The organism is Micromonospora sp. NPDC050417 (assembly GCF_044458865.1).
Lineage (GTDB): Bacteria > Actinomycetota > Actinomycetes > Mycobacteriales > Micromonosporaceae > Micromonospora_G.
The window spans coordinates 98,461-118,068 of record NZ_JBITIH010000010.1; the positions used below are offsets into that span (position 1 = coordinate 98,461).

17 protein-coding genes are annotated in these 19,608 nt (G+C 70.7%); 5 read left to right on the forward strand and 12 right to left on the reverse strand.

Features of this window, described 5'->3' with window-relative positions; translation table 11 throughout:
* A partial coding sequence (locus ACIBF5_RS15140) for a helix-turn-helix domain-containing protein (RefSeq protein ID WP_396811856.1) occupies window positions 1–460 on the reverse strand: 460 nt, incomplete at its 3' end.
* A gap of 122 nt (window positions 461–582) precedes the next feature.
* Here ACIBF5_RS15140 and ACIBF5_RS15145 point away from each other — a divergent pair.
* Complete coding sequence (locus ACIBF5_RS15145) at window positions 583–1,374, forward strand: alpha/beta fold hydrolase (protein ID WP_396812095.1); 792 nt, start codon at window positions 583–585, stop codon at window positions 1,372–1,374.
* Window positions 1,375–1,435: 61 nt separating this feature from the next.
* Here ACIBF5_RS15145 and ACIBF5_RS15150 read toward each other — a convergent pair whose 3' ends face one another.
* The 4 genes from ACIBF5_RS15150 to ACIBF5_RS15165 all read right to left on the reverse strand — a co-directional run bounded on the left by ACIBF5_RS15150 (window position 1,436) and on the right by ACIBF5_RS15165 (window position 4,918).
* On the reverse strand, window positions 1,436–2,392 hold the full coding sequence (locus ACIBF5_RS15150) for an asparaginase (protein ID WP_396811858.1): 957 nt from the start codon (window positions 2,390–2,392) through the stop codon (window positions 1,436–1,438).
* A gap of 46 nt (window positions 2,393–2,438) precedes the next feature.
* Window positions 2,439–3,278, reverse strand: a complete 840-nt coding sequence (locus ACIBF5_RS15155; protein WP_396811860.1) for a 3-keto-5-aminohexanoate cleavage protein — start codon at window positions 3,276–3,278, stop codon at window positions 2,439–2,441.
* A gap of 83 nt (window positions 3,279–3,361) precedes the next feature.
* Entirely contained in the window at window positions 3,362–4,474 is a 1,113-nt protein-coding gene (locus ACIBF5_RS15160) for a YgfZ/GcvT domain-containing protein (protein ID WP_396811862.1), read from the reverse strand.
* A gap of 18 nt (window positions 4,475–4,492) precedes the next feature.
* The gene (locus ACIBF5_RS15165; protein WP_396811864.1) at window positions 4,493–4,918 is read right to left on the reverse strand and encodes a Fur family transcriptional regulator; all 426 of its coding nucleotides are present in this window, start codon (window positions 4,916–4,918) and stop codon (window positions 4,493–4,495) included.
* Between the two features lie 95 nt (window positions 4,919–5,013).
* Between ACIBF5_RS15165 and ACIBF5_RS15170 the strand changes: the two genes are divergently transcribed.
* Window positions 5,014–5,871: an aminotransferase class IV gene (locus ACIBF5_RS15170; RefSeq protein ID WP_396811866.1), complete on the forward strand. Its 858-nt coding sequence runs from the start codon at window positions 5,014–5,016 to the stop codon at window positions 5,869–5,871.
* Window positions 5,872–5,893: 22 nt separating this feature from the next.
* On the opposite strand, the gene ACIBF5_RS15175 is transcribed toward ACIBF5_RS15170, so the two are convergent.
* Both ACIBF5_RS15175 and mtfM read right to left on the reverse strand, forming a co-directional pair.
* On the reverse strand, window positions 5,894–6,469 hold the full coding sequence (locus tag ACIBF5_RS15175; protein WP_121162199.1) for an FABP family protein: 576 nt from the start codon (window positions 6,467–6,469) through the stop codon (window positions 5,894–5,896).
* 29 nt (window positions 6,470–6,498) lie between these two features.
* Window positions 6,499–6,603 carry a small membrane protein MtfM gene (gene mtfM / locus ACIBF5_RS15180; RefSeq protein ID WP_269476287.1) on the reverse strand — a complete coding sequence of 35 codons (105 nt, stop codon included), beginning with the start codon at window positions 6,601–6,603 and terminating at the stop codon, window positions 6,499–6,501.
* A gap of 14 nt (window positions 6,604–6,617) precedes the next feature.
* On the opposite strand from mtfM, the gene ACIBF5_RS15185 reads away from it, so the two are divergent.
* A complete protein-coding gene (locus ACIBF5_RS15185; protein ID WP_396811868.1) occupies window positions 6,618–6,992 on the forward strand; it encodes a DsrE family protein in 375 nt (124 codons plus the stop codon).
* Window positions 6,993–7,034: 42 nt separating this feature from the next.
* Here the strand turns inward: ACIBF5_RS15185 and ACIBF5_RS15190 are convergent, their stop codons facing one another.
* The 4 genes from ACIBF5_RS15190 to ACIBF5_RS15205 all read right to left on the reverse strand — a co-directional run bounded on the left by ACIBF5_RS15190 (window position 7,035) and on the right by ACIBF5_RS15205 (window position 9,856).
* Window positions 7,035–7,547 carry a GNAT family N-acetyltransferase gene (locus ACIBF5_RS15190; protein WP_396811871.1) on the reverse strand — a complete coding sequence of 171 codons (513 nt, stop codon included), beginning with the start codon at window positions 7,545–7,547 and terminating at the stop codon, window positions 7,035–7,037.
* Window positions 7,548–7,551: 4 nt separating this feature from the next.
* Entirely contained in the window at window positions 7,552–8,361 is an 810-nt protein-coding gene (locus tag ACIBF5_RS15195; RefSeq protein ID WP_396811873.1) for an inositol monophosphatase family protein, read from the reverse strand.
* A gap of 86 nt (window positions 8,362–8,447) precedes the next feature.
* Window positions 8,448–9,323: a hypothetical protein gene (locus ACIBF5_RS15200; protein ID WP_396811875.1), complete on the reverse strand. Its 876-nt coding sequence runs from the start codon at window positions 9,321–9,323 to the stop codon at window positions 8,448–8,450.
* A 50-nt stretch (window positions 9,324–9,373) separates the two neighbouring features.
* Window positions 9,374–9,856: a winged helix-turn-helix domain-containing protein gene (locus ACIBF5_RS15205; protein ID WP_396811877.1), complete on the reverse strand. Its 483-nt coding sequence runs from the start codon at window positions 9,854–9,856 to the stop codon at window positions 9,374–9,376.
* 322 nt (window positions 9,857–10,178) lie between these two features.
* Here ACIBF5_RS15205 and ACIBF5_RS15210 point away from each other — a divergent pair, with 322 nt between their 5' ends.
* Window positions 10,179–14,303 (forward strand): S8 family serine peptidase, encoded by a 4,125-nt coding sequence (locus ACIBF5_RS15210; protein WP_396811880.1) that lies wholly within the window; start codon window positions 10,179–10,181, stop codon window positions 14,301–14,303.
* Between the two features lie 117 nt (window positions 14,304–14,420).
* Here the strand turns inward: ACIBF5_RS15210 and ACIBF5_RS15215 are convergent, their stop codons facing one another.
* The gene (locus ACIBF5_RS15215) at window positions 14,421–14,855 is read right to left on the reverse strand and encodes a winged helix-turn-helix domain-containing protein (RefSeq protein WP_396812098.1); all 435 of its coding nucleotides are present in this window, start codon (window positions 14,853–14,855) and stop codon (window positions 14,421–14,423) included.
* A gap of 352 nt (window positions 14,856–15,207) precedes the next feature.
* Between ACIBF5_RS15215 and ACIBF5_RS15220 the strand changes: the two genes are divergently transcribed.
* Window positions 15,208–19,602, forward strand: a complete 4,395-nt coding sequence (locus ACIBF5_RS15220) for a S8 family serine peptidase (protein WP_396811882.1) — start codon at window positions 15,208–15,210, stop codon at window positions 19,600–19,602.
* Window positions 19,603–19,608: the final 6 nt, after the last annotated feature.

The following is a 19,608-nucleotide window of genomic DNA, read 5'->3' on the forward strand; positions in this document are numbered from 1 at the left end:
GCGTGGTGGTCGCGGGCTCCGCCGGCGTGGTGGTCGCGGGCTCCGCCGGCGTGGTGGTCGCGGGCTCCGCCGGCGTGGTGGTCGCGGGCTCCGCCGGTGTGGTGGTCTCGGCGAGGCGGGCGTTCTCTCGCCGGAACGTCTCGTAGATCTGGCTCAGCGACTGCTTCTGCGGCATGGTCAGGTCGGGGTCGGCCGCGATCGAGGCGAGCACCCCGTGCCCTTCCTTGTCGTCGAGCAGCCCGGCCCGCAGATACATGACCGGCGTCGACACCCGTAGGGCGCTGGCGAGTTGCTGGAGAACCTCCGCACTCGGCTTGCGCAGTCCACGTTCGATCTGGCTCAGGTAGGGGTTGCTCACCCCGGCCTGGTCGGCGAGCTGCCGCAGCGAGATCTTCGCGTTGCGGCGCAGGTCGCGGATGAACCCACCGACGTCGCGGGGCAGGTCCTTGGGGTTCGCCATGTCCTCGACGGTAGTTCGCGGCGCTAGCTCTTGCAAGCAAAACGCTAACAACAGTTAGCGAGGTCTCATCCCGGCCCGCTTTGCGCCCCAGGGGGCGAAGTGCGTAGCTTCCTCTGGTGCCGATGATCGAACTGAACGGGACCGCACTGGCCTACGACGACCTGGGTGACGGAAGCAGCGTCGTACTGCTGCACGCCGGCATCGCCGACCGCCGCATGTGGCGGCACCAGATAGCCGTCCTCGCCCAACACCACCGGGTCATCAGCCTGGACCTACGCGGGTACGGCGACTCCGAACTGTCCGAGCAGTCCTTCGCCCACCACGACGACGTGGTCAGTCTGCTCGACGCACTGGGCATCGAACGGGCCGCCCTGGTCGGCTGCTCGTTCGGCGGCGCGGTGGCGATCGACACCGCGCTCGCCCACCCGGACCGGGTCACGGCGCTCGCCCTCTTCGGCTCGGCGGTCTCCGGATACGAGTGGTCCGACGAAACCAACGAACTCTGGGAAAGCCTCGTCGGCGAGGTCGATGACGAGGACTTCGACGCGGCAGCCGAGGCCGAGGTGCGGTTCTGGGTCGTGGGCCCGTCTCGCCAGCCAGCCGATGTGGACCCCGCGCTGCGCGAACTCGCTCAGGAGATGGACCGCCGGGCACTCACGGCCGAGGCGGCGCTCGGCAACGTCGAGGTACGCGAACTCGACCCGCCCGCGATCGAACGGCTCGCCGAACTCCGGGTGCCGGTGCTGGTCGGGGCAGGTGCGGCCGACGTACCGGACATCCCCCGACTGGCGGACACGATCGCCGCCCAGGTGCCAGGGGCAGTCCGGCTGCCGGACGTACCCGACGCCGGACACCTGCTCCCGCTGGAACGCCCGGCCCCGGTCAACGACGCCCTGCTGCGCTTCCTCCCCTGAGAACACGTAAGGAAGGGTCCCTTGTTAACGCATAGCGTTAACAAGGGACCCTTCCTTACGTTCAGAGGGGGCGGATGGCGCCGACCGGGACGCCGCCACCGAGCAGCGGCACATCGGCCAGGTCGTCCAGCACGGGGGCGGACACGCCCAGCTTGCGCAGCGCCGTGACCAGCACCGGCATCCGCGCGCGGGCGGCCCCGTCGTCGATCTTGAGCGCCACCGCGCCGACCCCGGGCAGGGCGACGACCAGCACGCCCTCCGCCCCGACCTTGGAGAGCAATCCGGGCACCCCGGTCATCAGCAGGTTGTCCTCGGCCCCGGTGCCGGAAACCAGGTCGGGATGGGCCCGCATCGCGTCGGCGACGGTCCGCTCCACCGAACCCGGCGCCCCCGAGACAAGACGCAGGAATGCGCCGGCCAGCCCGGTCAGCGAGACCCCGAGCACCGGGGCGCCACAGCCGTCGACCCCGGTCGCCGCCACCGGCTCACCGGTGAAATCCTCGATCGCCGTACGCAGCCGCTGCTGCAACGGGTGCTCGGGCCGCCAGTACCCGTCCACCGGCCAGCCGGCGGCGAGACAGGTCAGCAGCATCCCGGTGTGCTTGCCGGAGCAGTTCATCAGGATCCGGGCCGGCCCGCCACCAGCCCGGTAGACCTCCGCCCGCGCCGCCTCACTGACCGGCAGGTCGGGAGGGCAGCGCAGAGCCGAGGCGGTGAGGCCACCGCTGCGCAACATGGCCTCGACCCGGGCCACGTGGAAGTCCTCGCCGTAGTGGCTGCCACAGACCAGTGCCAGGTCGGCCGCGTCGACCAGCCGCAGACCGGAACGGAGCATCCCGATCGCCTGCATCGGCTTGCTCGACGAACGCGGGAAGATCGGCGAACGTACGTCACCCACCGAGGAGAAGACCGCGCCGTCCGAGTCGAGGAGTACCACCGAACCCCGGTGTGTTCCCTCGACGAAACCGGACCGGACCACCTCGGCGAGCGGCTCGCCGCCCGCGTAGCTCTGTGTCATGATCCCAGAACTTAGCGAGTGGCCCAACCGCTGCCTTAAGGAGCCCTCAGGAACGAGGCGGAAGCCTCAGCAGCTCACGTACGTCCGCACTCGTCATCGGGGGGCGCTGAGCAAGTTGGGCGAAGCCGACGGCACGCGCCACCAGTTGCATGTTCGACTCCACCGGCCGGCCCTTGGCGTACGTGACGGTGTCCTCCATGCCGACCCGGAGGTGACCACCGGCGGAGAGGGAGGCGAGCATCACCGGGATCGTGCTGCGCCCGATGCCGGTGGCGGAGAACGTGGTCCCCTCCGGTAGGTCGCGCAGCGACTGACGGCACGCGACCAACGCCTCGGTGGTGCCCGGCATGCCGCCCGGCACCCCCATCACGAAGTCGACGTGCACGTGACCGCCGGCGGGCAGGCCGTACTTGTCGAGCAGCCGGCCCAGGGTGGTGAGCTGGCCCAAATCGAAGATCTCGTACTCGGGGGCGATGCCGCGCTCCTGCATCCGGGTGTGCAGCTCGACGACGAAGTCCCACCGGTTCAGAAACACGTCGTCGCCGAAGTTGACCGTCCCCATGGTGCAGGAAGCCATCTCCGGACCGGCGTCGAGCACGGCCAACCGGTCCGCCGCCGGGTCGGTCACCGCCCCACCGGTGGAGAGTTGCACGACCAGGTCGGTGTTCTCCCGTAGCGCGGCGACGGTCTCGCGCAGCCGCCCCTGGTCGAGCGTGGGCCGGGCCTGATCGTCACGGATGTGTACGTGGATCACGGCCGCGCCGAGTGCCTCGCACTCCTTCGCGGTCCGTACCAGCTCGTCCAGGGTCACCGGCAGTGCCGGGACCTCGGACTTGGTCGATTCGGCCCCGGTCGGGGCCACCGTGATCAACGTCCCTGTCGTCATGCCGGCGATCCTAACCAGGCCGTCCGTTACCCCCGCCACACCAATCGTGCCCCGCCCGTCGACGCGCCGGTGACGCGGATCGTTCAGGAGGGGTCGATCGCGGCGGCGACCCCGTCGACGACCAACTGGGCGTCGTCGGGCACGTTGCGCTTGAGCACTGCCAACGCGACCGGTCCCAGTTCGAAGTGGCGGACCGCCGTACCGACGAAACCGACCTCCCGGTCGCCGTTGCTCACCGGGGTGCCGACGGCCGGAAGCTGGTCGGAGCCGAGCCCGTCCAGGTGCAGCAGCACCAGCCGGCGCGGCGGCCGACCCAGGTTGTGCACCCGGGCGACCGTCTCCTGCCCCCGGTAGCAGCCCTTGTCCAGGTGCACGGCCGGGGCGATCAGGTCCACCTCCGCCGGGATGGTGCGGTGGTCGGTCTCGAAACCGACCCGGGGCAGCCGGGCAGCGACCCGGACCGCCTCGTACGCCCAGAGCCCGGCCAACGGCACCCCGGCGTCGGTCAGCTCAGCCACCACCCGGTCCAGTTCGGCGCGGGGCACCAGCAGGTCGACACCGAGTTCCACCCGCCGCGCCCAGCCGCCGCCCGGCAGCGGGCGTACGTCGTACCGCGTGGTCGGTCGGGGTGGCAGATCCCCGCCGGCGAACTTCGGACCCGGCACCGGCAGCGCGTCCGGCGCGTCGAGCCCGGTGACGCCGAGCGTGCCGACCGCGTCGGCGGCGCGCGGACCGACCAGGGAGAGAACGGCCCAGTCGGCGGTCGCGTCACGCGGGTCGACCCGGGTGAAGAAACGCATCTTCTCCAGGTACGTGAGTAGCCCGGCAGTGTCCCGGGGCTCGGTGTCGAGCCAGGTGGTCTCGCCGTCCTCGGCGACCATCGCGTGCTGCTCGATGTGTCCGTGCGGCGAGAGGACCAACAGTTCGCTGCCCTGCCCCGCGCGGAGGTCGGCCAGGTGCTGGGTGGTCAGGGTGTGCAGCCAACTGGCTCGTTCGACCCCGGGGACCGCGATCACACCACGGTGGGAGCGGTCGACGAGGCCCACCTCGCTGACAAGGATCCGCTGTTCCCGCATCGGGTCGCCGTAGTGGGCGGCGACCCCGCGCACGCCGGCCGTCGCGTGTTCCGGCGTCGGCTGGTCCGGCGTCTGCTCGTCCAGCACCTCGACGGCCACCGCACCCGCGATGTCGATCATTTGCTACCCCGCAGTCGACTAGTCCTGCTGTTCCCCGCACTTCCGGCAGAGACCGAAGAGTGCCACGTGCCCGACGTCGACCACGAATCCCCGTTCGCCGGTCAACTGGTCGGCGAGCGGCCGGAGCATCTCCGGGTCGATCTCGTCCACCTCACCGCAGGACCGGCACACCAGATGGACATGCTGGTCCGCACCGGCCGCGTGGTAGGTCGGGGAACCGTGCGACAGGTGCGTATGGGTAACGAGCCCGAGCCGCTCCAACAATTCCAGGGTGCGGTAGATGGTGGTGATGTTCACTCCGGCGGCGATCCCCCGGACCGCCGTGTGCACCTGCTCCGGGGTGGCGTGTCCCAGTTCGAGGACAGCCTCAAGAATCAGTTGCCGCTGCGCCGTCAGGCGCAGCCCACGGGAGCGCAGCATCTCGGCCAGCGATGATTCCGACACCCGTCGATCATAGTTCGCCCGAGCGGGCTCGGCCGACTGCGGCAATCACGGGGAGCGTCTCCCCCTCCCCCCGTACACCGCTACGCTCTGAAATCGTGTCCGGACGCCCGATCGTCGCCGTGCTGGGCCGGGGCGTGGTGCCGGCCGACGAACCGGTCGTGCGCGCCGACGACCGGGGGGTGCTGCACGGCGACGGCCTCTTCGAGACCATGCACGTACGCGGCGGTCGGCCGTGGCTGCGCAACGAACACCTGACCCGGCTCGCCAACGCCGCCGCCGCGGTCGATCTGCTGCTGCCCGACGCCACCGCGCTCGCCGCACTGCTGGACGAGATCTGTGCGCACTGGCCGGCACAGGCCGAGGGGGCACTCCGGCTGGTCTGCACCCGTGGGCCGGAGGAGGGCGGTCCCGCCACCGTCTTCGCCACCCTGTCGGAGGTCGCACCCGCGCTTCGCCTGGCCCGGACCGCCGGCGTCAGCGTCGCCACGCTGCCGCTGGGCGTACCGGCCGGGGCCCGCGCCGGGCTACCCTGGCTGCTCGCCGGGGTCAAGTCCACCTCGTACGGGGTGAGCCTGGCGGCCCGCCGTTGGGCCGCCGCGAACGGGGTCGACGACGTGCTCTGGACCTCGACCGACGGCTACGCCCTGGAGGGGCCGTCGGCCAGCCTGGTCTGGTTGGCCGGCGACACGCTCTGTACGGTGCCGCCCGCCAGCACCGGCATCCTGCCCGGGGTGACCGCCAACTGGCTGCTCGCCCACGCCGGTTCGCTCGGTTGGTCGGCCGAGGAACGCCTGGTGACCCCGGCGGAGCTGCGTGAGGCGGCCTGCGGCGGCGCCTGGTTCACCTCGTCCGTACGCGGCCTGGCGGAGGTGCGGTCGCTGGACGGCATGCCGTTGCCGCCCAGCCCGCACAGCCGAGACCTGCTCGATCTCCTGGGTTTCCCGGCGGCCTGACCTGATCGGGCCGGTGACCTGCTCAGCCGCCGACGCGGATGAGGCGGGCGGAGAGGTGGGGCACCAGGGGCTGGCCGACGGCGGCCATCTCCTGGGCGTAGAGCAGGGCACCCTCGACGATGCCGAAGAGCCGGTGACCGGCGGTGACCTCCTTCGCGGTGGAGGTGCGCACCACCGCGTCGGTGACGAGTTCGAGCCGGGTGCCGGTGACCTTGCCGACGTGCAGTTCCATGATCCCGGTCGGGGTGGTCAGCAGCGCCTCGATCTCGTCGGTCGCCCGCTCCCCGTCCATCACCGGCCGCCACCAGCCCACCTCACGGCCGGCCGGCCGGATCGGGCGGCTCTCCTCGTCGAGCAGCCAGGCCCTCGACTCGTAGCTGAGGAACGGCCGCCCGTCGTGGCTGATCTTGATTTCCTGGGCGTAGTCGAAGTCGTCGACCGTGGGATAGCCGCCGCGTCCACGTCCGCGCCAGAGTCCGACGTACGGGAGCAGGCCGAGCAGGGCCGGGTGCAGGTCCGGACCGACCCGCAGGTCGTACGTCTCCTCGAACGGGTACGGCTCGACCGGCGGCGCGTTCAGCCACGGCGGCGGTGCCATCGGATTGTCCGGGGACGTACTCTCCGCGTTCACCAGCGTCCTCTCGAAATTCGTACCGCCAGATAGACCAGGCCACCGGCAAGCAGGCCGAAGCCCGCGACCAGCAGGCTTACGAACCCAATCTCGGTAACCATGACAAGGTCATCCTATGCTGGCCGGTATGACACGCACTCTGGTCGTCAAGGCCACCGCCGGCTCCGATTCGCCGGAACGGTGCGCCCAGGCGTTCACCGTGGCCGCGACGGCTGTCGCGGCGGGAGTGGACGTGTCGCTCTGGCTCACCGGCGAGTCGAGCTGGTTCGCCCTCCCCGGGCGTGCCGCCGAGTTCGAGTTGCCGCACTCCGCACCCCTGGCCGAACTGCTGCACGTGATCCTGACCAGCGGGCGGGTCACCGTCTGCACCCAGTGCGCGGCCCGGCGGGAGATCGGTGAGACGGACGTGCTGCCCGGCGTACGGATCGCCGGGGCGGCGGCCTTCGTCGAGGAGGCAATGGCCGACGGCGCCCAGGCGCTGGTCTACTGACCCGCCACGGCGACCGGCCCGGTCCGCCACCGGCGTGCCGCCTCACCGGAGCAGGTCCCGCCGCATCGCGGTACGCGGCCAGCGGTCCAGCCCGAGTGCGGTCTCCCGGTCCCGGATCGCCCGCAGGCCGGGCGTCAGTTCGTCGTCGGTGAGGATCCGGAAGCCACACCGTTCGTAGTAGGGCGCGTTCCACGGCACCTCGACGAAGGTGGTGAGGGTCAACGCCGGCATGCCCCGCCTGGCCGCCTCGCCCGCGAGATGCTCCAGCAGCCGCCGGCCCAGGCCACGTCGGGCATGCTCCGGGTGCACCGAGATCTGTTCGACGTGCAGGTTCCCGTCGACCTCCTCGACCAGCACGTACGCGATCGGCCGGTCGGTCTGATCGGCCGTGACCCAGGCCCGACCGTCCTGCTGGTACGGGGTGAGTTCGGCCGGTGTCGGCAGGTCGTTCTCAGCGATCTCCGCCATGTCGAGGTCGTGGAACACTCGGCCGGCGGCGTACTCGATCTCCAACAGCAGGGACAGCTCGCCGATGCGGGCGGGACGGATGCGCATCAGCTCATTCTGCTGGCTTCGAGGCGAACCCGGCCTCCCGCACCAGGGCGAGGACGGCCGGCAGCAACGCCTCGCCAGCGCCGATGGTCGCGCCCGATTCGGCGGTGTGCGGGCTGCCGTCCAGGTCGGCCAGGCGGGCGCCGGCCTCCGCGGCGATGATCACGCCCGCGCTGGTGTCCCAGGGCTTGTTACTGAGCATGACAAAGGCGTCCAGCCGTCCGTGGGCGAGCCAGGCCAGGTCGATCGCGGCGGAGCCGAACATCCGTACGCGCTGGGCCTGTTCGGCGAAGGCGGCGGTGATCGCGAGCCGGTGGGCGTTCCTGCCGGTGGCGTCCTCACCGACGGCGAAGTCCCCGAGCGCGACCAGCGCCTCGCCGAGATCGCTGGTGCGGCTGGCGTGGATCCGCTCGCCGTCGCAGAACGCGCCCTGCCCGAGTGCGGCGGAGTAGCGGTTGCCGAGGAACGGCAGGTCGATCACCCCGAGTACGGAGCGCCGGCGCGCGATCAGCCCGAGCGAGACGGCGCAGAGCGGCGACCCGTGCACGAAGTTGACCGTGCCGTCGACCGGGTCGAGTGACCAGGTGAGTTCGTCACCCCCGCCACTGGTTCCTTCCTCCTCGCCGAGGAAGCCGACCTGCGGCGTACGTTCGGCCAGGAAGGCGCGGAGTTTCCGCTCGATGGCAAAGTCGACCTCGGAGGCCATGTCCCGGTCACCCTTGCCGGTCAGCACACCGGGTCGGAGGGTGCGCATCATGTCGCGGGCGAGGTCGACCGCCTCGTGCGCCACCGTGAGCAGGTCGCCGTACTCCGTCATCCCACACCTCTCCGCACCCTGCGGTCCCCACAGATGATCGAACCACGCCGCCACCGGTCGTCGCTGACGCGGGCCCACGGAGACGGTCAGGGGCAGGGGGTCGTGGTGGAGACACGGGTTCCGGTCTCGGTCAACGTCACCACGACGCCGAGCGAAGCGGTGCGGTAGGCGTAGCTGTCGGGTTGGTCGGTGACGACGGTCGCACCGGGGCCGACGACCGGACCCAGGGTGGCGCCGAGCGGGGTGGTCGGAGTGCCCGGGACGGTCACCCGGGTGGTGCGGGCGACGCCGCCGGACGGACAACGGAGCGTGGGGTTGTCGTCGGCGAACTCGGGTGCCGACAGGCCGAGCGCGGTGAGCACCCGGACGGCCTCGTCGTTGAGCACGATGCCCATGAGGGTGTTGGCGAACTCGACGTCGGGACTGGGCCGGCAGCCGGTCTCGGCGGTGAATTCGACGACGCCGGGATCGGTGACGGCGCCGGAGATGACGACGAACTCGCCAGCGTCTGCGCGCAGCGTGTGCGTGTCGGTCTCCGGGCGGTGCCGTACGCGGGCGTGGTAATCGGCCGGCAGCCGCTCGGCGATCCGGTCGAGCAGGGCCGGCGCGTCGGCTTCGGCGGTACGCAGGGTGAGGATGCCGACCAGGTTGATCCCGTCGCGCATGGGGCTGATCCGGCAGCCCGGCTCCAGTTCCTGCCCGCCGATCTCGGCGACCACCTCCGGTCCGGCGCCGCTGAGCAACCGGCCGAGGGCCCGGTTCACCACCGGCATGGCCGCGACCACGTCACGCTGCTCACGCACGGTGGGCGCGTCGGTCCGGACCGAGACATACGCGACGAGCAGCAACAACACCGCCCAACCGGCCACACCGCCCAGCAGCCGGCGCCGTCGCTTTCCGGCCGGCGGCTCCGGTGCGGGTCGGCTGTCCGGCGGGGGAGGCGGGGCCGTGTCTGTCGTCACGACCGCCATCGTGACACGGAAGCACAGGTCAAAGTACGGCCGCCAGCCGGTCAGAGTGCGGGCAGCAGGCGGTAGCCGACGCCGCGTACGGTCTGCACCTGCGGACCGCCCTCGATCCCGCGCAGCTTGCGGCGCAGTCGTTTGATCGCGGAGTGCAGGATGGCCGTGTCCCCGAGGTAGGCCCCGCCCCAGACGGAGTCGAAGAGCCGCTCGTAGGTCCAGACCATCAGCGGTGGTCCGACCAGCCGCGCGAGCAGCTCCCGCTCCAGTCGGGTCAGCGCCAGCGGCTCACCCCGCCAGGTGACGAGGTGACCGCCGGGGTCGACGAGGAGTTCGCCGATGCTCACCGGCATCGAGGACGGCAGCGTCGTCGGTGAACCGGCATTCTCTGGTGGGAACAGCGTCGCCCGGAGTTCTGCCAGGTCAGCAACGATCAGTACGCGACCGAAGTCGTCGAGCCGACGCAGTACTCTTGCCCGTACGGCCGCGTCCGTGGATACACACACCACGAGTGGCACCTCGGTCTCAGTCAACCCGAATCCTCCCCGTGCATCAGCTCGCACCAGCCAACGCGGTCGCAGCAACGGAGTCAACGGGGTGTGGGCGCCCTCCCCCATTCAATGGGCACCCTCCCAGAAACGTCAAGATGCCTACCTTCAAGCTGAATACTGCCTTAATACTGCCTACCTTTGGTCTTGATCATGGTCAAAACGCCCCTGACCATGTCATCTGGCAGGTGCGGAGTCGCTCTCCAAACTCGACACCCAACCCCGCACCCGCCGGCGGCGCCGGACATACCGGAGCAGCGTGATCGACGCTCCGGGCGAACCGTGGCGTCGCGAAGGTGGAGGAACCATGACACACCGACTGGGACGCCGAGAGGCGAGCCGGTCCAGACTCTGGCGAACACTCGCACTGGTCTCGACCGTCGTCCTCGGCGTGACGGCACAACCGGCGATGGCCACGGCAGCCGGCCCAACCGCTCCGGTCAGCCCCCAGGTGATGACCGAACTGAGCACGACAGGCAGCAGCAGCTTCCTGGTCTACCTTCGCGAACGCGCCCAGTTGGGCGACGCGGCGAAAGTACGGGACGCGGACGCCCGCGCCACCCAGGTCTACCAGCAACTCACCGGCACCGCTGCCCGTACCCAGCGCGGGCTGCTTGACGTGCTGACCAAGCGCAAGGCCCGGTACGAGGCGTTCTGGATCGCCAACGCGATCCAGGTCAAGGGCGACAAGGCGCTGGTCGACGCGATCGCGGCCCGACCCGAGGTGGAGCGGATCGAGCCGGCGCGCACGTACGAACTGGTCGAGCCGAAGTCGACCAAGGCCGCGCCGCAGGACGTGACCGGCGTCGCGTGGGGTCTCACCAACATCGGCGCCCCCCGGGTCTGGTCCGAGTACGCCGACCGGGGCGAGGGCCTCGTCATCGCCAACATCGACTCCGGCGTGCAGTTCGACCACCCGGCGCTGGTCAACTCCTACCGCGGCAACCTCGGCGACGGCACCTTCGACCACAACTACAACTGGTTCGACCCGGCCGGTGTCTGCGCCGAGCAGGCGCCCTGCGACAACCAGGGCCACGGCAGTCACACCATGGGCACGATGGTGGGCGACGACGGTGCCGGCAACCAGGTCGGCGTCGCCCCCGGTGCGAAGTGGATGGCGGCCAAGGGCTGCGAGAGCAGCAGTTGCTCGAACGAGTCGCTGATGGCCGCCGGCCAGTGGATCCTCGCCCCGACCGACCTCAACGGCGAGAACCCCCGGCCGGACCTGCGTCCCGACATCGTGAACAACTCCTGGGGCGGTGACCAGAACGACCTCTGGTACCAGCAGACCATCGCCGCCTGGCGGGCCGCCGGCATCTTCCCCACCTTCGCCGCCGGCAACGACGGCGAGTTCGGCTGCAACACGGCGAACTCCCCCGGCGACAACCCCGGGGCGTACGCGGTCGGCGCGTACGACGTCGACAACAACATCGCCGAGTTCTCCAGCCGAGGACCGTCCCTGGTGGACGGCCAGCCGAACCCGAACATCGCGGCGCCCGGGGTCGACATCATCTCCACCCTCCCCGGCAGCGAGTACGGCATCATGAGCGGCACCTCGATGGCAGCACCGCACCTCTCCGGCGCGGTGGCCCTGGTCTGGTCGGCGGCACCGGTGCTGCGCGGCGACGTGGCCGCCACGGAGAAGCTGCTCGACGAGACCGCGACCGACGTCGAGTCGCTGAGCTGCGGCGGAACCGCGGCCGACAACAACAACTTCGGCGAGGGCAGGCTCGACGTGTTCAAGGCGGTCGAGACCGCGCCACGCGGCCCGGCCACCAAGATCACCGGTGTGGTCAGCGACGCCGGCAGCGGCGCACCGGTCACCGGCGCCTCGGTCCGGGTGGAGGGCCGCACCGCTCTCACCGACCAACTCGGCCACTACACCCTGCCGGTCGTCACCGGAACGTACCCGGTCACCGTCGAGGCGTACGGCTTCGCCAGCAAGAACGCGACGGTGGTCGCCACCGGAAGCACCGTGACCCAGGACTTCGCGTTGTCCGCGCGACCCATGGTGACCCTCTCCGGAAAGGTCACCGACGGCTCCGGCCAGGGCTGGCCGCTCTACGCCCGGATCGAGGTCGCCGGTCGTCCCGGCGGGCCGGTCTTCACCGACCCGGCCACCGGCCGCTACTCGGTCACCGTGCCGAGCGGCGGAACACAGCGGCTCACCACGACCGCCGTCTCCGCCGGCTACCGGAGCGTCTCCACCGAGGTCACGGTGGCGAACCGGGCCAAGACCACGAACATCGCCGTCCCGACGGCGGTCTCCTGCGACCTGCCCGGCTACACCGCCGGCGTCGGCCGGACCGTGCTCTCGGAGGGCTTCGACGGCACCGGCACCCCGGCCGGCTGGTCGGTGGTCAACCGGGCCGACACCGGCTGGGCCTTCGACAATCCGCGCAACCGGCAGAACCTGACCGGCGGCACCGGCGGCTTCGCGATCGCCGACAGCGACGGCTTCGGCTTCGGGCACACCCAGGACACCGACCTGGTCAGCCCGATCCTCGACCTCAGCACGGTCAACGCGCCCGTCCTCCGCTTCGCCAGCGACCTGTACGTGGCCGGCAACGGCGACGCGGCCAGCATCGACGTCTCGACCAACGGTGGCGCCACCTGGGTCGGTGTCGCGATGCAGGAGGTCTCCCGGCGCGGCCCGGCGGCCGAGGAGGTGCCCCTGCCCGCCCTCGCCAACCAGGCGAGCGCGCAGATCCGGTTCCGCTACCGGGGCGACTACTCGTGGTGGTGGCAGCTCGACGACATCCAGGTGGTCGATCGCAGTTGCACCCCGGTCCCCGGTGGTCTGGTCACCGGTTTCACGTCCGACGCCAACACCGGCGCCGGGGTGAACGGGGTCGCGGTCAGCAGTCCGGACCGGCCGGCCGAGCGGGCCGTCTCGGCGGCCACCCCGGAGGACCGCAACGCCCCGGACGGGTTCTACTCGTTCTTCTCCACCCTGGTCGACGGCAAGCACTCCTTCGTGGCGAGCGCGGCGCCGTACCAGGACCGGAAGAAGACCAGCACGATCACCGACGGCGGCACGCGTCGGGTCGACTTCGACCTGAAGATCGGCCGGATCGCGCTGAACACCACCGAGATCAAGAGCACCCAGCCGTACGGCAGCAGCCGTAACGCCGAGGTCACGGTCACCAACACCGGCAGCGCCCCGATCACCGTCGAGGTGCTGGAACGCGACGGCGGCTTCGCCACACTCGCCACCGGCAAGGGTGCCCCGCTGACCGAGTACGCGGTGCCGAAGGTCAGCGCCGGCATGTCGTTCGGCACCGCGAAGCCGTTGACGTCGGTGGGTCGTACCGGGGTGGCGGCGCCCCTGGACGACTCGTGGAGCCGGATCGCGGACATGCCGGCACCGGTGTACGACAACTCAGCCGCCCTGCTCGGTGGCAAGGTCTACTCGGTCGGCGGCGGATCGACGGACCGGGAGGAGAAGCGGGAGGCGTACGTCTACGACCCGGCCACCAACGCCTGGCAGACCCTGCCCGACATGCCACACAGCCGCTACAAGCCGGCCACCGCAGCGGTGAACGGCAAGCTGTACGTCTTCGGTGGCTGGACCACCGAGGGCGAGACGGAGACCACGGTCGACGTCTTCGACCCGGCCACCGGCGGATGGCAGACCCTGCCCGGGGTGACCAACCCGGCAGCGCGGGCGGCGGGCACCGCGTCCGTGGTCGAGGGAAGGGTGTACCTGGTCGGTGGCTGCCTGGACTTCCTCTGTAACGCCAGCGCCGACGTGGTCGCGTTCGACCCGGCGAGCAACACGTTCCGGGTGAAGGCCGCCTACCCGCACGAGATCGCCTGGCAGTCCTGCGGTGCGATCGGGGCCCGGATCTACTGCGCCGGTGGCTTCAACCACGACGCCACCTACACCGCGGGCTACGCGTACGACCCGGACGCCGACAGGTGGAGCCCGATCGCCGACCTGCCGGTCGACCTCTGGGCCTCGCAGTACTCGGTGGCGGGCGGCCGGCTGGTGCTGGCCGGCGGTGTCATCGACGAGGGCCAGACGCTCACCAACCGGACCATCGGCTACGACCCGGCGGCGAACACCTGGCAGGACCTGCCGAACACGCTGGTCCCCCGGGCCCGGGGTGCCGGCGCATGCGGCGGCTTCAAGGTCGGTGGCGCGGAGTTCGCGCCGTTCGCCGGCGCGGAGTCGGAGCGGATGACCGGGCTCGGGCTCTGCGACGAGAGTGGTGAGCTGTCCTGGCTGACCGTCACGCCGAGCCGGTTCACGCTGGCCCCCGGCGCGTCGAAGGCGCTCACGCTGCGGATCAGCGCGACGGCCCCGAACGGTGTCCCCCAGCCGGGCACCTACCAGGCCCAGCTTGCGGTGCGGACGGACACCCCGTACGCCGTGCCGACGCTCGGCGTCACGCTGGACGCGCAGCCCAGGGGCAACCAGGGCCACTAGCCGGCCCGCGCCCGACGCCACAGGTGGCCGTCGCACTCCCCACCGGGTGCGGCGGCCACCGCCGTTTCCGCCGGTGCCGCAACGAGCGGCCGAAGCTCACCCGGTACGGCCGGTGCCTCACCCGGTACGGCCGAAGGCGAGGCGGTAGCCCACACCGCGTACGGTCTGCACCTGCGGGCCGCCGTCGACCGCGCGCAGCTTTCGACGCAGTCGTTTGACCGCCGAGTGCAGGATCGCCGTGTCGCCGAGGTACGCGCCGCCCCAGACCGAGCCGAAGAGCCGCTCGTAGGTCCAGACGCCGACCGGTGGAGTGGCCAGCCGGGCCAGCAACTCCCGTTCCAACCGGGTCAGTGCCAGTGGCTCACCCCGCCAGGTAACCAGGTGACCGCCAGGGTCGACGCTGAGTTCTCCCAGGTTGACCGGCTCCAGCCCGGCGCCCGGCTCTGTGGTCGCGGTGGGAAAGAGCATCGCTCGCAGTTCCGACAGGTCCGCACAGATCACCACGGTGCCGAAGTCGTCGAGTCGACGGACGACCCGTTCCCGTACCGCCACGTCGGTCGAGACGCACACGACGAGCGGAACCTCGTTATTGGACACCCGCACCCTCCCCGTCTGCCGCGTGCGCACAAGCCAAGCCCCTTTGATCGACCGAGTCAACAACGACACTCACCGATGTCCTGAACTCGCACCGCGTCGCCCGCATCTCGACCAGTTACTGCCTGAATACTGGCTGAGAACTTCCATTGATCACTACCGCTATATCACCAGAGCATGACTCCTAGCCGATGTGGGGGCTGCTCTGCGTATCCAACGAAGCCCCCACGCGCGCTACGTGGTGCCGGACAACCCGACGCCACGGCAGGCGCCCCGAACCGATCGGGGCGCCGTCAGTGGGGAGGAAGAGATGTCACACCGACCAGGGAGCCGATCAAGACTTTGGCGGTCATTCGCCATCGTCTCGGCTGTCGTCCTCGGGATCACCGCTCAGCCGGCGCTCGCCGTCGCGGCGCCCGCAGCCGGCGCGGCGGTCGACCCGCAGGTGCTTCGCGAGCTGAGCACCAACGGCAGCACCAACTTCACCGTGTACCTGCGGGAGAAGGCCAACCTCAGCACCGCAGCCTCGATCGGGGACGCGGATGCGCGGGCGGCCAAGGTGTACGAGCAGCTCACCGGCACCGCCACGCGTACCCAGCGCGACCTGCGGGCCGAACTGGACGACCGCAAGGCCAGCTACAAGGCGTTCTGGATCGCCAACGCGCTCCAGGTCGCCTCCGGCAACCAGGCGCTGGTGAACGCCATCGCCGCCCGCCCCGAGGTCGAGCGGATCGCGCCGACCCGGACCTACGAGCTGGTCAAGCCGACCCCGGCCGACCCCGCCGGAGCGGGCACCAACGCCGTGGAGTGGAACATCGAGAACATCCAGGCCCCCCGGGTCTGGAACGAACTCGGTGTACGCGGCGAGACCGTGGTGGTGGCGAACATCGACACCGGCGCCCAGTACGACCACCCGGCCCTGGTCGGCAAGTACCGGGGCAACCTCGGTGGTGGCAACTTCGACCACAACTACAACTTCTTCGACCCGGCCAACATCTGCGCCGGCGACACCCCCTGTGACAACAACGGCCACGGCACCCACACCATGGGCACCATGGTCGGCGACGACGGCGGCGCCAACCAGATCGGCGTCGCCCCCGGTGCGAAGTGGATCGCGGCCAAGGGCTGCGAGACCAACGGCTGCTCCGAGGCCTCGCTGCTCGCCTCCGGTCAGTGGGTCCTCGCGCCGACCGACTCCAACGGCCAGAACCCTCGGCCGGATCTGCGCCCCGACATCGTGAACAACTCCTGGGGCGGCGGCCGCGGTGACTCGTGGTACGAGCAGACCGTGGCGGCGTGGCGGGCGGCGGGGATCTTCCCCAGCTTCTCCGCTGGCAACGACGGCGAGGCCGGCTGCAACAGCACGGAGAACCCCGGCGACTACCCCAACGTGTACGGCGTCGGCTCCTACGACTCCGGCAACAACATCTCCAGCTTCTCCGGTCGGGGCACGTCCTCCATCGACGGCTCGATCAAGCCGAACATCTCGGCTCCGGGCAGCAACGTCCGGTCGAGCATTCCCGGCAACGGCTACTCGTCGTTCAACGGCACCTCGATGGCGGCACCGCACGTCTCCGGCGCGGTAGCGCTGGTCTGGTCGGCGGCACCCGCCCTCCGTGGCGACGTCGCCGCGACCGAGGAGCTGCTCGACGACACGGCCACCAATGTGGAGGCGCTCGCCTGCGGCGGCACCATCGACGACAACAACGTCTTCGGTGAGGGCCGGCTCAACGCGTACGAGGCCGTCTTCAACGCCCCTCGGGGCGGCGCGGGTGAGGTCACCGGCACGGTGACCGAGGCCGACGGCGGCGAGCCGATCGCCAGCGCGACCGTCAGCGCCGGTTCGCGTACCGCCACCACCGGCACCGATGGCAAGTACACCCTGCGGCTGCCGGTCGGCGACGCCACGCTGACCATCGCCGCGTTCGGGTTCCACACCCAGACCGCGACCGTCACGGTGCCGGACGGTACCTCGGTGACGAAGAACTTCGCCCTCGTCGGGGCGCAGTTGGTCACGGTCTCCGGGAAGGTCTCCGACGGCTCCGGCCACGGCTGGCCGCTCTACGCCAAGATCGAGGTGGCCGGTCGGCCCGGCGGGCCGGTCTTCACCGACCCGTTCACCGGCCGCTACTCGTTCACCGTGCCGGGCAACGCCACCTACGCGGTCACCACGACCGCCAAGACCGCCGGCTACGCCCCGGTGACCAGCGAACTCGCCCTCGCGGGAGCGGCGAAGACGCTGGACGTCGCGGTGCCGGTCGCGGCGGCCTGCCAGGCGCCCGGCTACTCGGCCAACCTCGGTGCTCCGCTGCTCTCGGAGAGCTTCGACACCGAGGAGACGCCGGCCGGTTGGTCCCTGGTCAACCGCACCGACGACGGCGGCTGGGAGTTCGACGACCCGGGCAACCGGGGCAACCAGACCGGTGGTTCCGGCAACTTCGCCATCATCGACAGCGACATCCTGGGCGTGGGCAACACCCAGGACGCCGACCTGCGTACCCCGACCCTGAACCTGACCGGGATCGCCGCGCCGGTGTTGAAGTTCAACAGCGACTGGCGGTCGGTCGGCAGTGACAGCGCGGACATCGACGTCTCCACCGACGGCGGTGCCACCTGGGCCAACGTCTGGCACCAGACCGCCAGCCGGCGTGGCCCGCGGGTGGAGGAGATCCCGCTGACCGGGCTCGCCGGGGCGGCCACCGCCCAGGTCCGGTTCCGGTTCAACGGCACCTTCGCCTGGTGGTGGGAGCTCGACAACGTACAGGTCGTCAACCGGATCTGCACCCCGCTCCCGGGTGGCCTGGTGGCCGGCTTCACCACCGACTCCAACACCGGTGCCGCGCTCAACGGCGTCACCGTGACCAGCGGCGACGTCCCGGCGGACAAGGGTGTCTCGGCGGCGACGGCGGACGACCCGAACATCGGTGACGGCTTCTACTCGTTCTTCTCCAGCGTGACCGGGACCCACCCGTTCACCGCCACCAAGGCGCCGTACCGCGCGGTGACGAAGAACATCGCGGTGGCCGCCGACAACGTCAAGCGGGGCGACTTCGCCCTCAAGGCGGGCCGGCTCACGGTCAGCCCGCCGCAGATCGAGTCGCACCAGCCGTACGGCAGCACCCGCAGCGCCAAGGTCACCGTCACCAACACCGGCAACGCGCCGGCCGAGATCGAGGTGCTGGAGCGGGACGGGACGTTCGACCTCCTGTCCCAGCAGGGCGCGGCCCTGAACGAATACAAGGTGAAGGGGCTCAGCACGGCCCAGAACGGGGTCGCGTACGGTCTCGCCGGTAACTCGGCGGCGGCTGCTCCCGCGATCGACCCCGCCTGGACCCGGGTCGCCAACACCCCGGCCGCGGTCTTCGACAACGCCGCCGCCGTGATCGACGGAAAGGTCTACTCCGTCGGTGGCGGCACCTCCAGCGGTAACGAGAGGAAGACCTGGGTCCTGGACCCGGAGACCAATGCGTGGAGCACCCTCGCCGACATGCCGACCGCCCGCTCGAAGGCGTCCGCGGCGGCCGTCGGTGGCAAGCTCTACGTGATCGGTGGCTGGAGCGCCAGCGGCGCCCCGGTCGCTTCGGTCGACGTCTTCGACCCGGCGACGGGTGCCTGGAGCACCGTGGCCGGCGCCACCAACCCGGCGCCGCGTGCGGCAGCCGGTACGGCGATCGTCGACGGCAAGGTCTACCTGGTGGGCGGCTGCGCCGACGGCACCTGCACCAGCTCGAAGAACACGGTGATCTTCGACCCGGCCAGCGGCACCTTCAGCACCGGCGCGGACTACCCGATCGCCGTCGGCTGGATGTCCTGTGGCGGCATCGGCGGCGCGGTCTACTGCGGCGGTGGTGCGGCGGGCACGACGACGTTCACCGACGCCTTCGTGTACGACCCGGCCGGCGACGCCTGGTCGGCCCTGCCGGACCTGCCGATCGACCTGTGGGGCGCGCAGTACGCCGCCGCCGGTGGCCTGCTGGTCATCGCCGGTGGTGTGACCGCCAACTCCAGCACCATCACCAACCGGTCGATCGCGTACGACCCGGCCACCGGTGCATGGCAGAACCTGCCGAACGCGGCGTTCACCCGCTACCGGGGTGCCGGCGCGTGTGGTGCGTACAAGGTCGGTGGTTCGCCGAGTTCGTTCGTCGGCTCCGTGGAGACCGAGTACCTCGGTGGCCTTGAGCTCTGTGACGAGTCCGGTGGCGACGTCTCCTGGCTCTCCACCGCTCCGGCGACCCTCACCCTCGCCCCGGGCGCCTCGAAGCAGGTGACGGTCACCCTGACCGCCACCGCGGAGGCCGGCGTCCTCCAGCCCGGTACGTACACCGCCGAGCTGGGCATCGGTTCGGACACCCCGTACCCGGTCGAGGCCGTGTCGGTGGAGATGAACGTGTCTCCGCCGAACGGTTGGGGCAAGGTCCAGGGCACGGTGATCGGCGAGAGCTGCTCCGGCACGGACGTACCGGTCAAGGCGACGATACGGGCGAACCTGAACGGCAACCCGGCCACCGGCTACACCCTCTCCTCCGACTCGGCCGGTGCCTACGGGCTCTGGCTGCCGAAGGGGAAGTACGACCTGATCGTCGCGAAGGACGGCTGGATTCCCGAGGTGCAGCGCATCACCATCTCGGCCGGCTTCGTCTCGACTATCAGCTTCAACCTGGATCCGGTGACGCCCTGCGACACCCGGGTCGGCGGGATCTGATCCCGC

Coding starts and splice junctions, on each gene's coding strand:
- ACIBF5_RS15185 (WP_396811868.1), top strand. CDS start 6,618: ATGCTGGCCGGTATGACACGCACTCTGGTCGTCAAGGCCACCGCCGGC.
- ACIBF5_RS15210 (WP_396811880.1), top strand. CDS start 10,179: ATGACACACCGACTGGGACGCCGAGAGGCGAGCCGGTCCAGACTCTGG.
- mtfM (WP_269476287.1), bottom strand. CDS start 6,603: ATGGTTACCGAGATTGGGTTCGTAAGCCTGCTGGTCGCGGGCTTCGGC.
- ACIBF5_RS15150 (WP_396811858.1), bottom strand. CDS start 2,392: ATGACACAGAGCTACGCGGGCGGCGAGCCGCTCGCCGAGGTGGTCCGG.
- ACIBF5_RS15145 (WP_396812095.1), top strand. CDS start 583: ATGATCGAACTGAACGGGACCGCACTGGCCTACGACGACCTGGGTGAC.
- ACIBF5_RS15175 (WP_121162199.1), bottom strand. CDS start 6,469: ATGGCACCGCCGCCGTGGCTGAACGCGCCGCCGGTCGAGCCGTACCCG.
- ACIBF5_RS15160 (WP_396811862.1), bottom strand. CDS start 4,474: ATGATCGACATCGCGGGTGCGGTGGCCGTCGAGGTGCTGGACGAGCAG.
- ACIBF5_RS15220 (WP_396811882.1), top strand. CDS start 15,208: ATGTCACACCGACCAGGGAGCCGATCAAGACTTTGGCGGTCATTCGCC.
- ACIBF5_RS15195 (WP_396811873.1), bottom strand. CDS start 8,361: ATGACGGAGTACGGCGACCTGCTCACGGTGGCGCACGAGGCGGTCGAC.
- ACIBF5_RS15155 (WP_396811860.1), bottom strand. CDS start 3,278: ATGACGACAGGGACGTTGATCACGGTGGCCCCGACCGGGGCCGAATCG.
- ACIBF5_RS15190 (WP_396811871.1), bottom strand. CDS start 7,547: ATGCGCATCCGTCCCGCCCGCATCGGCGAGCTGTCCCTGCTGTTGGAG.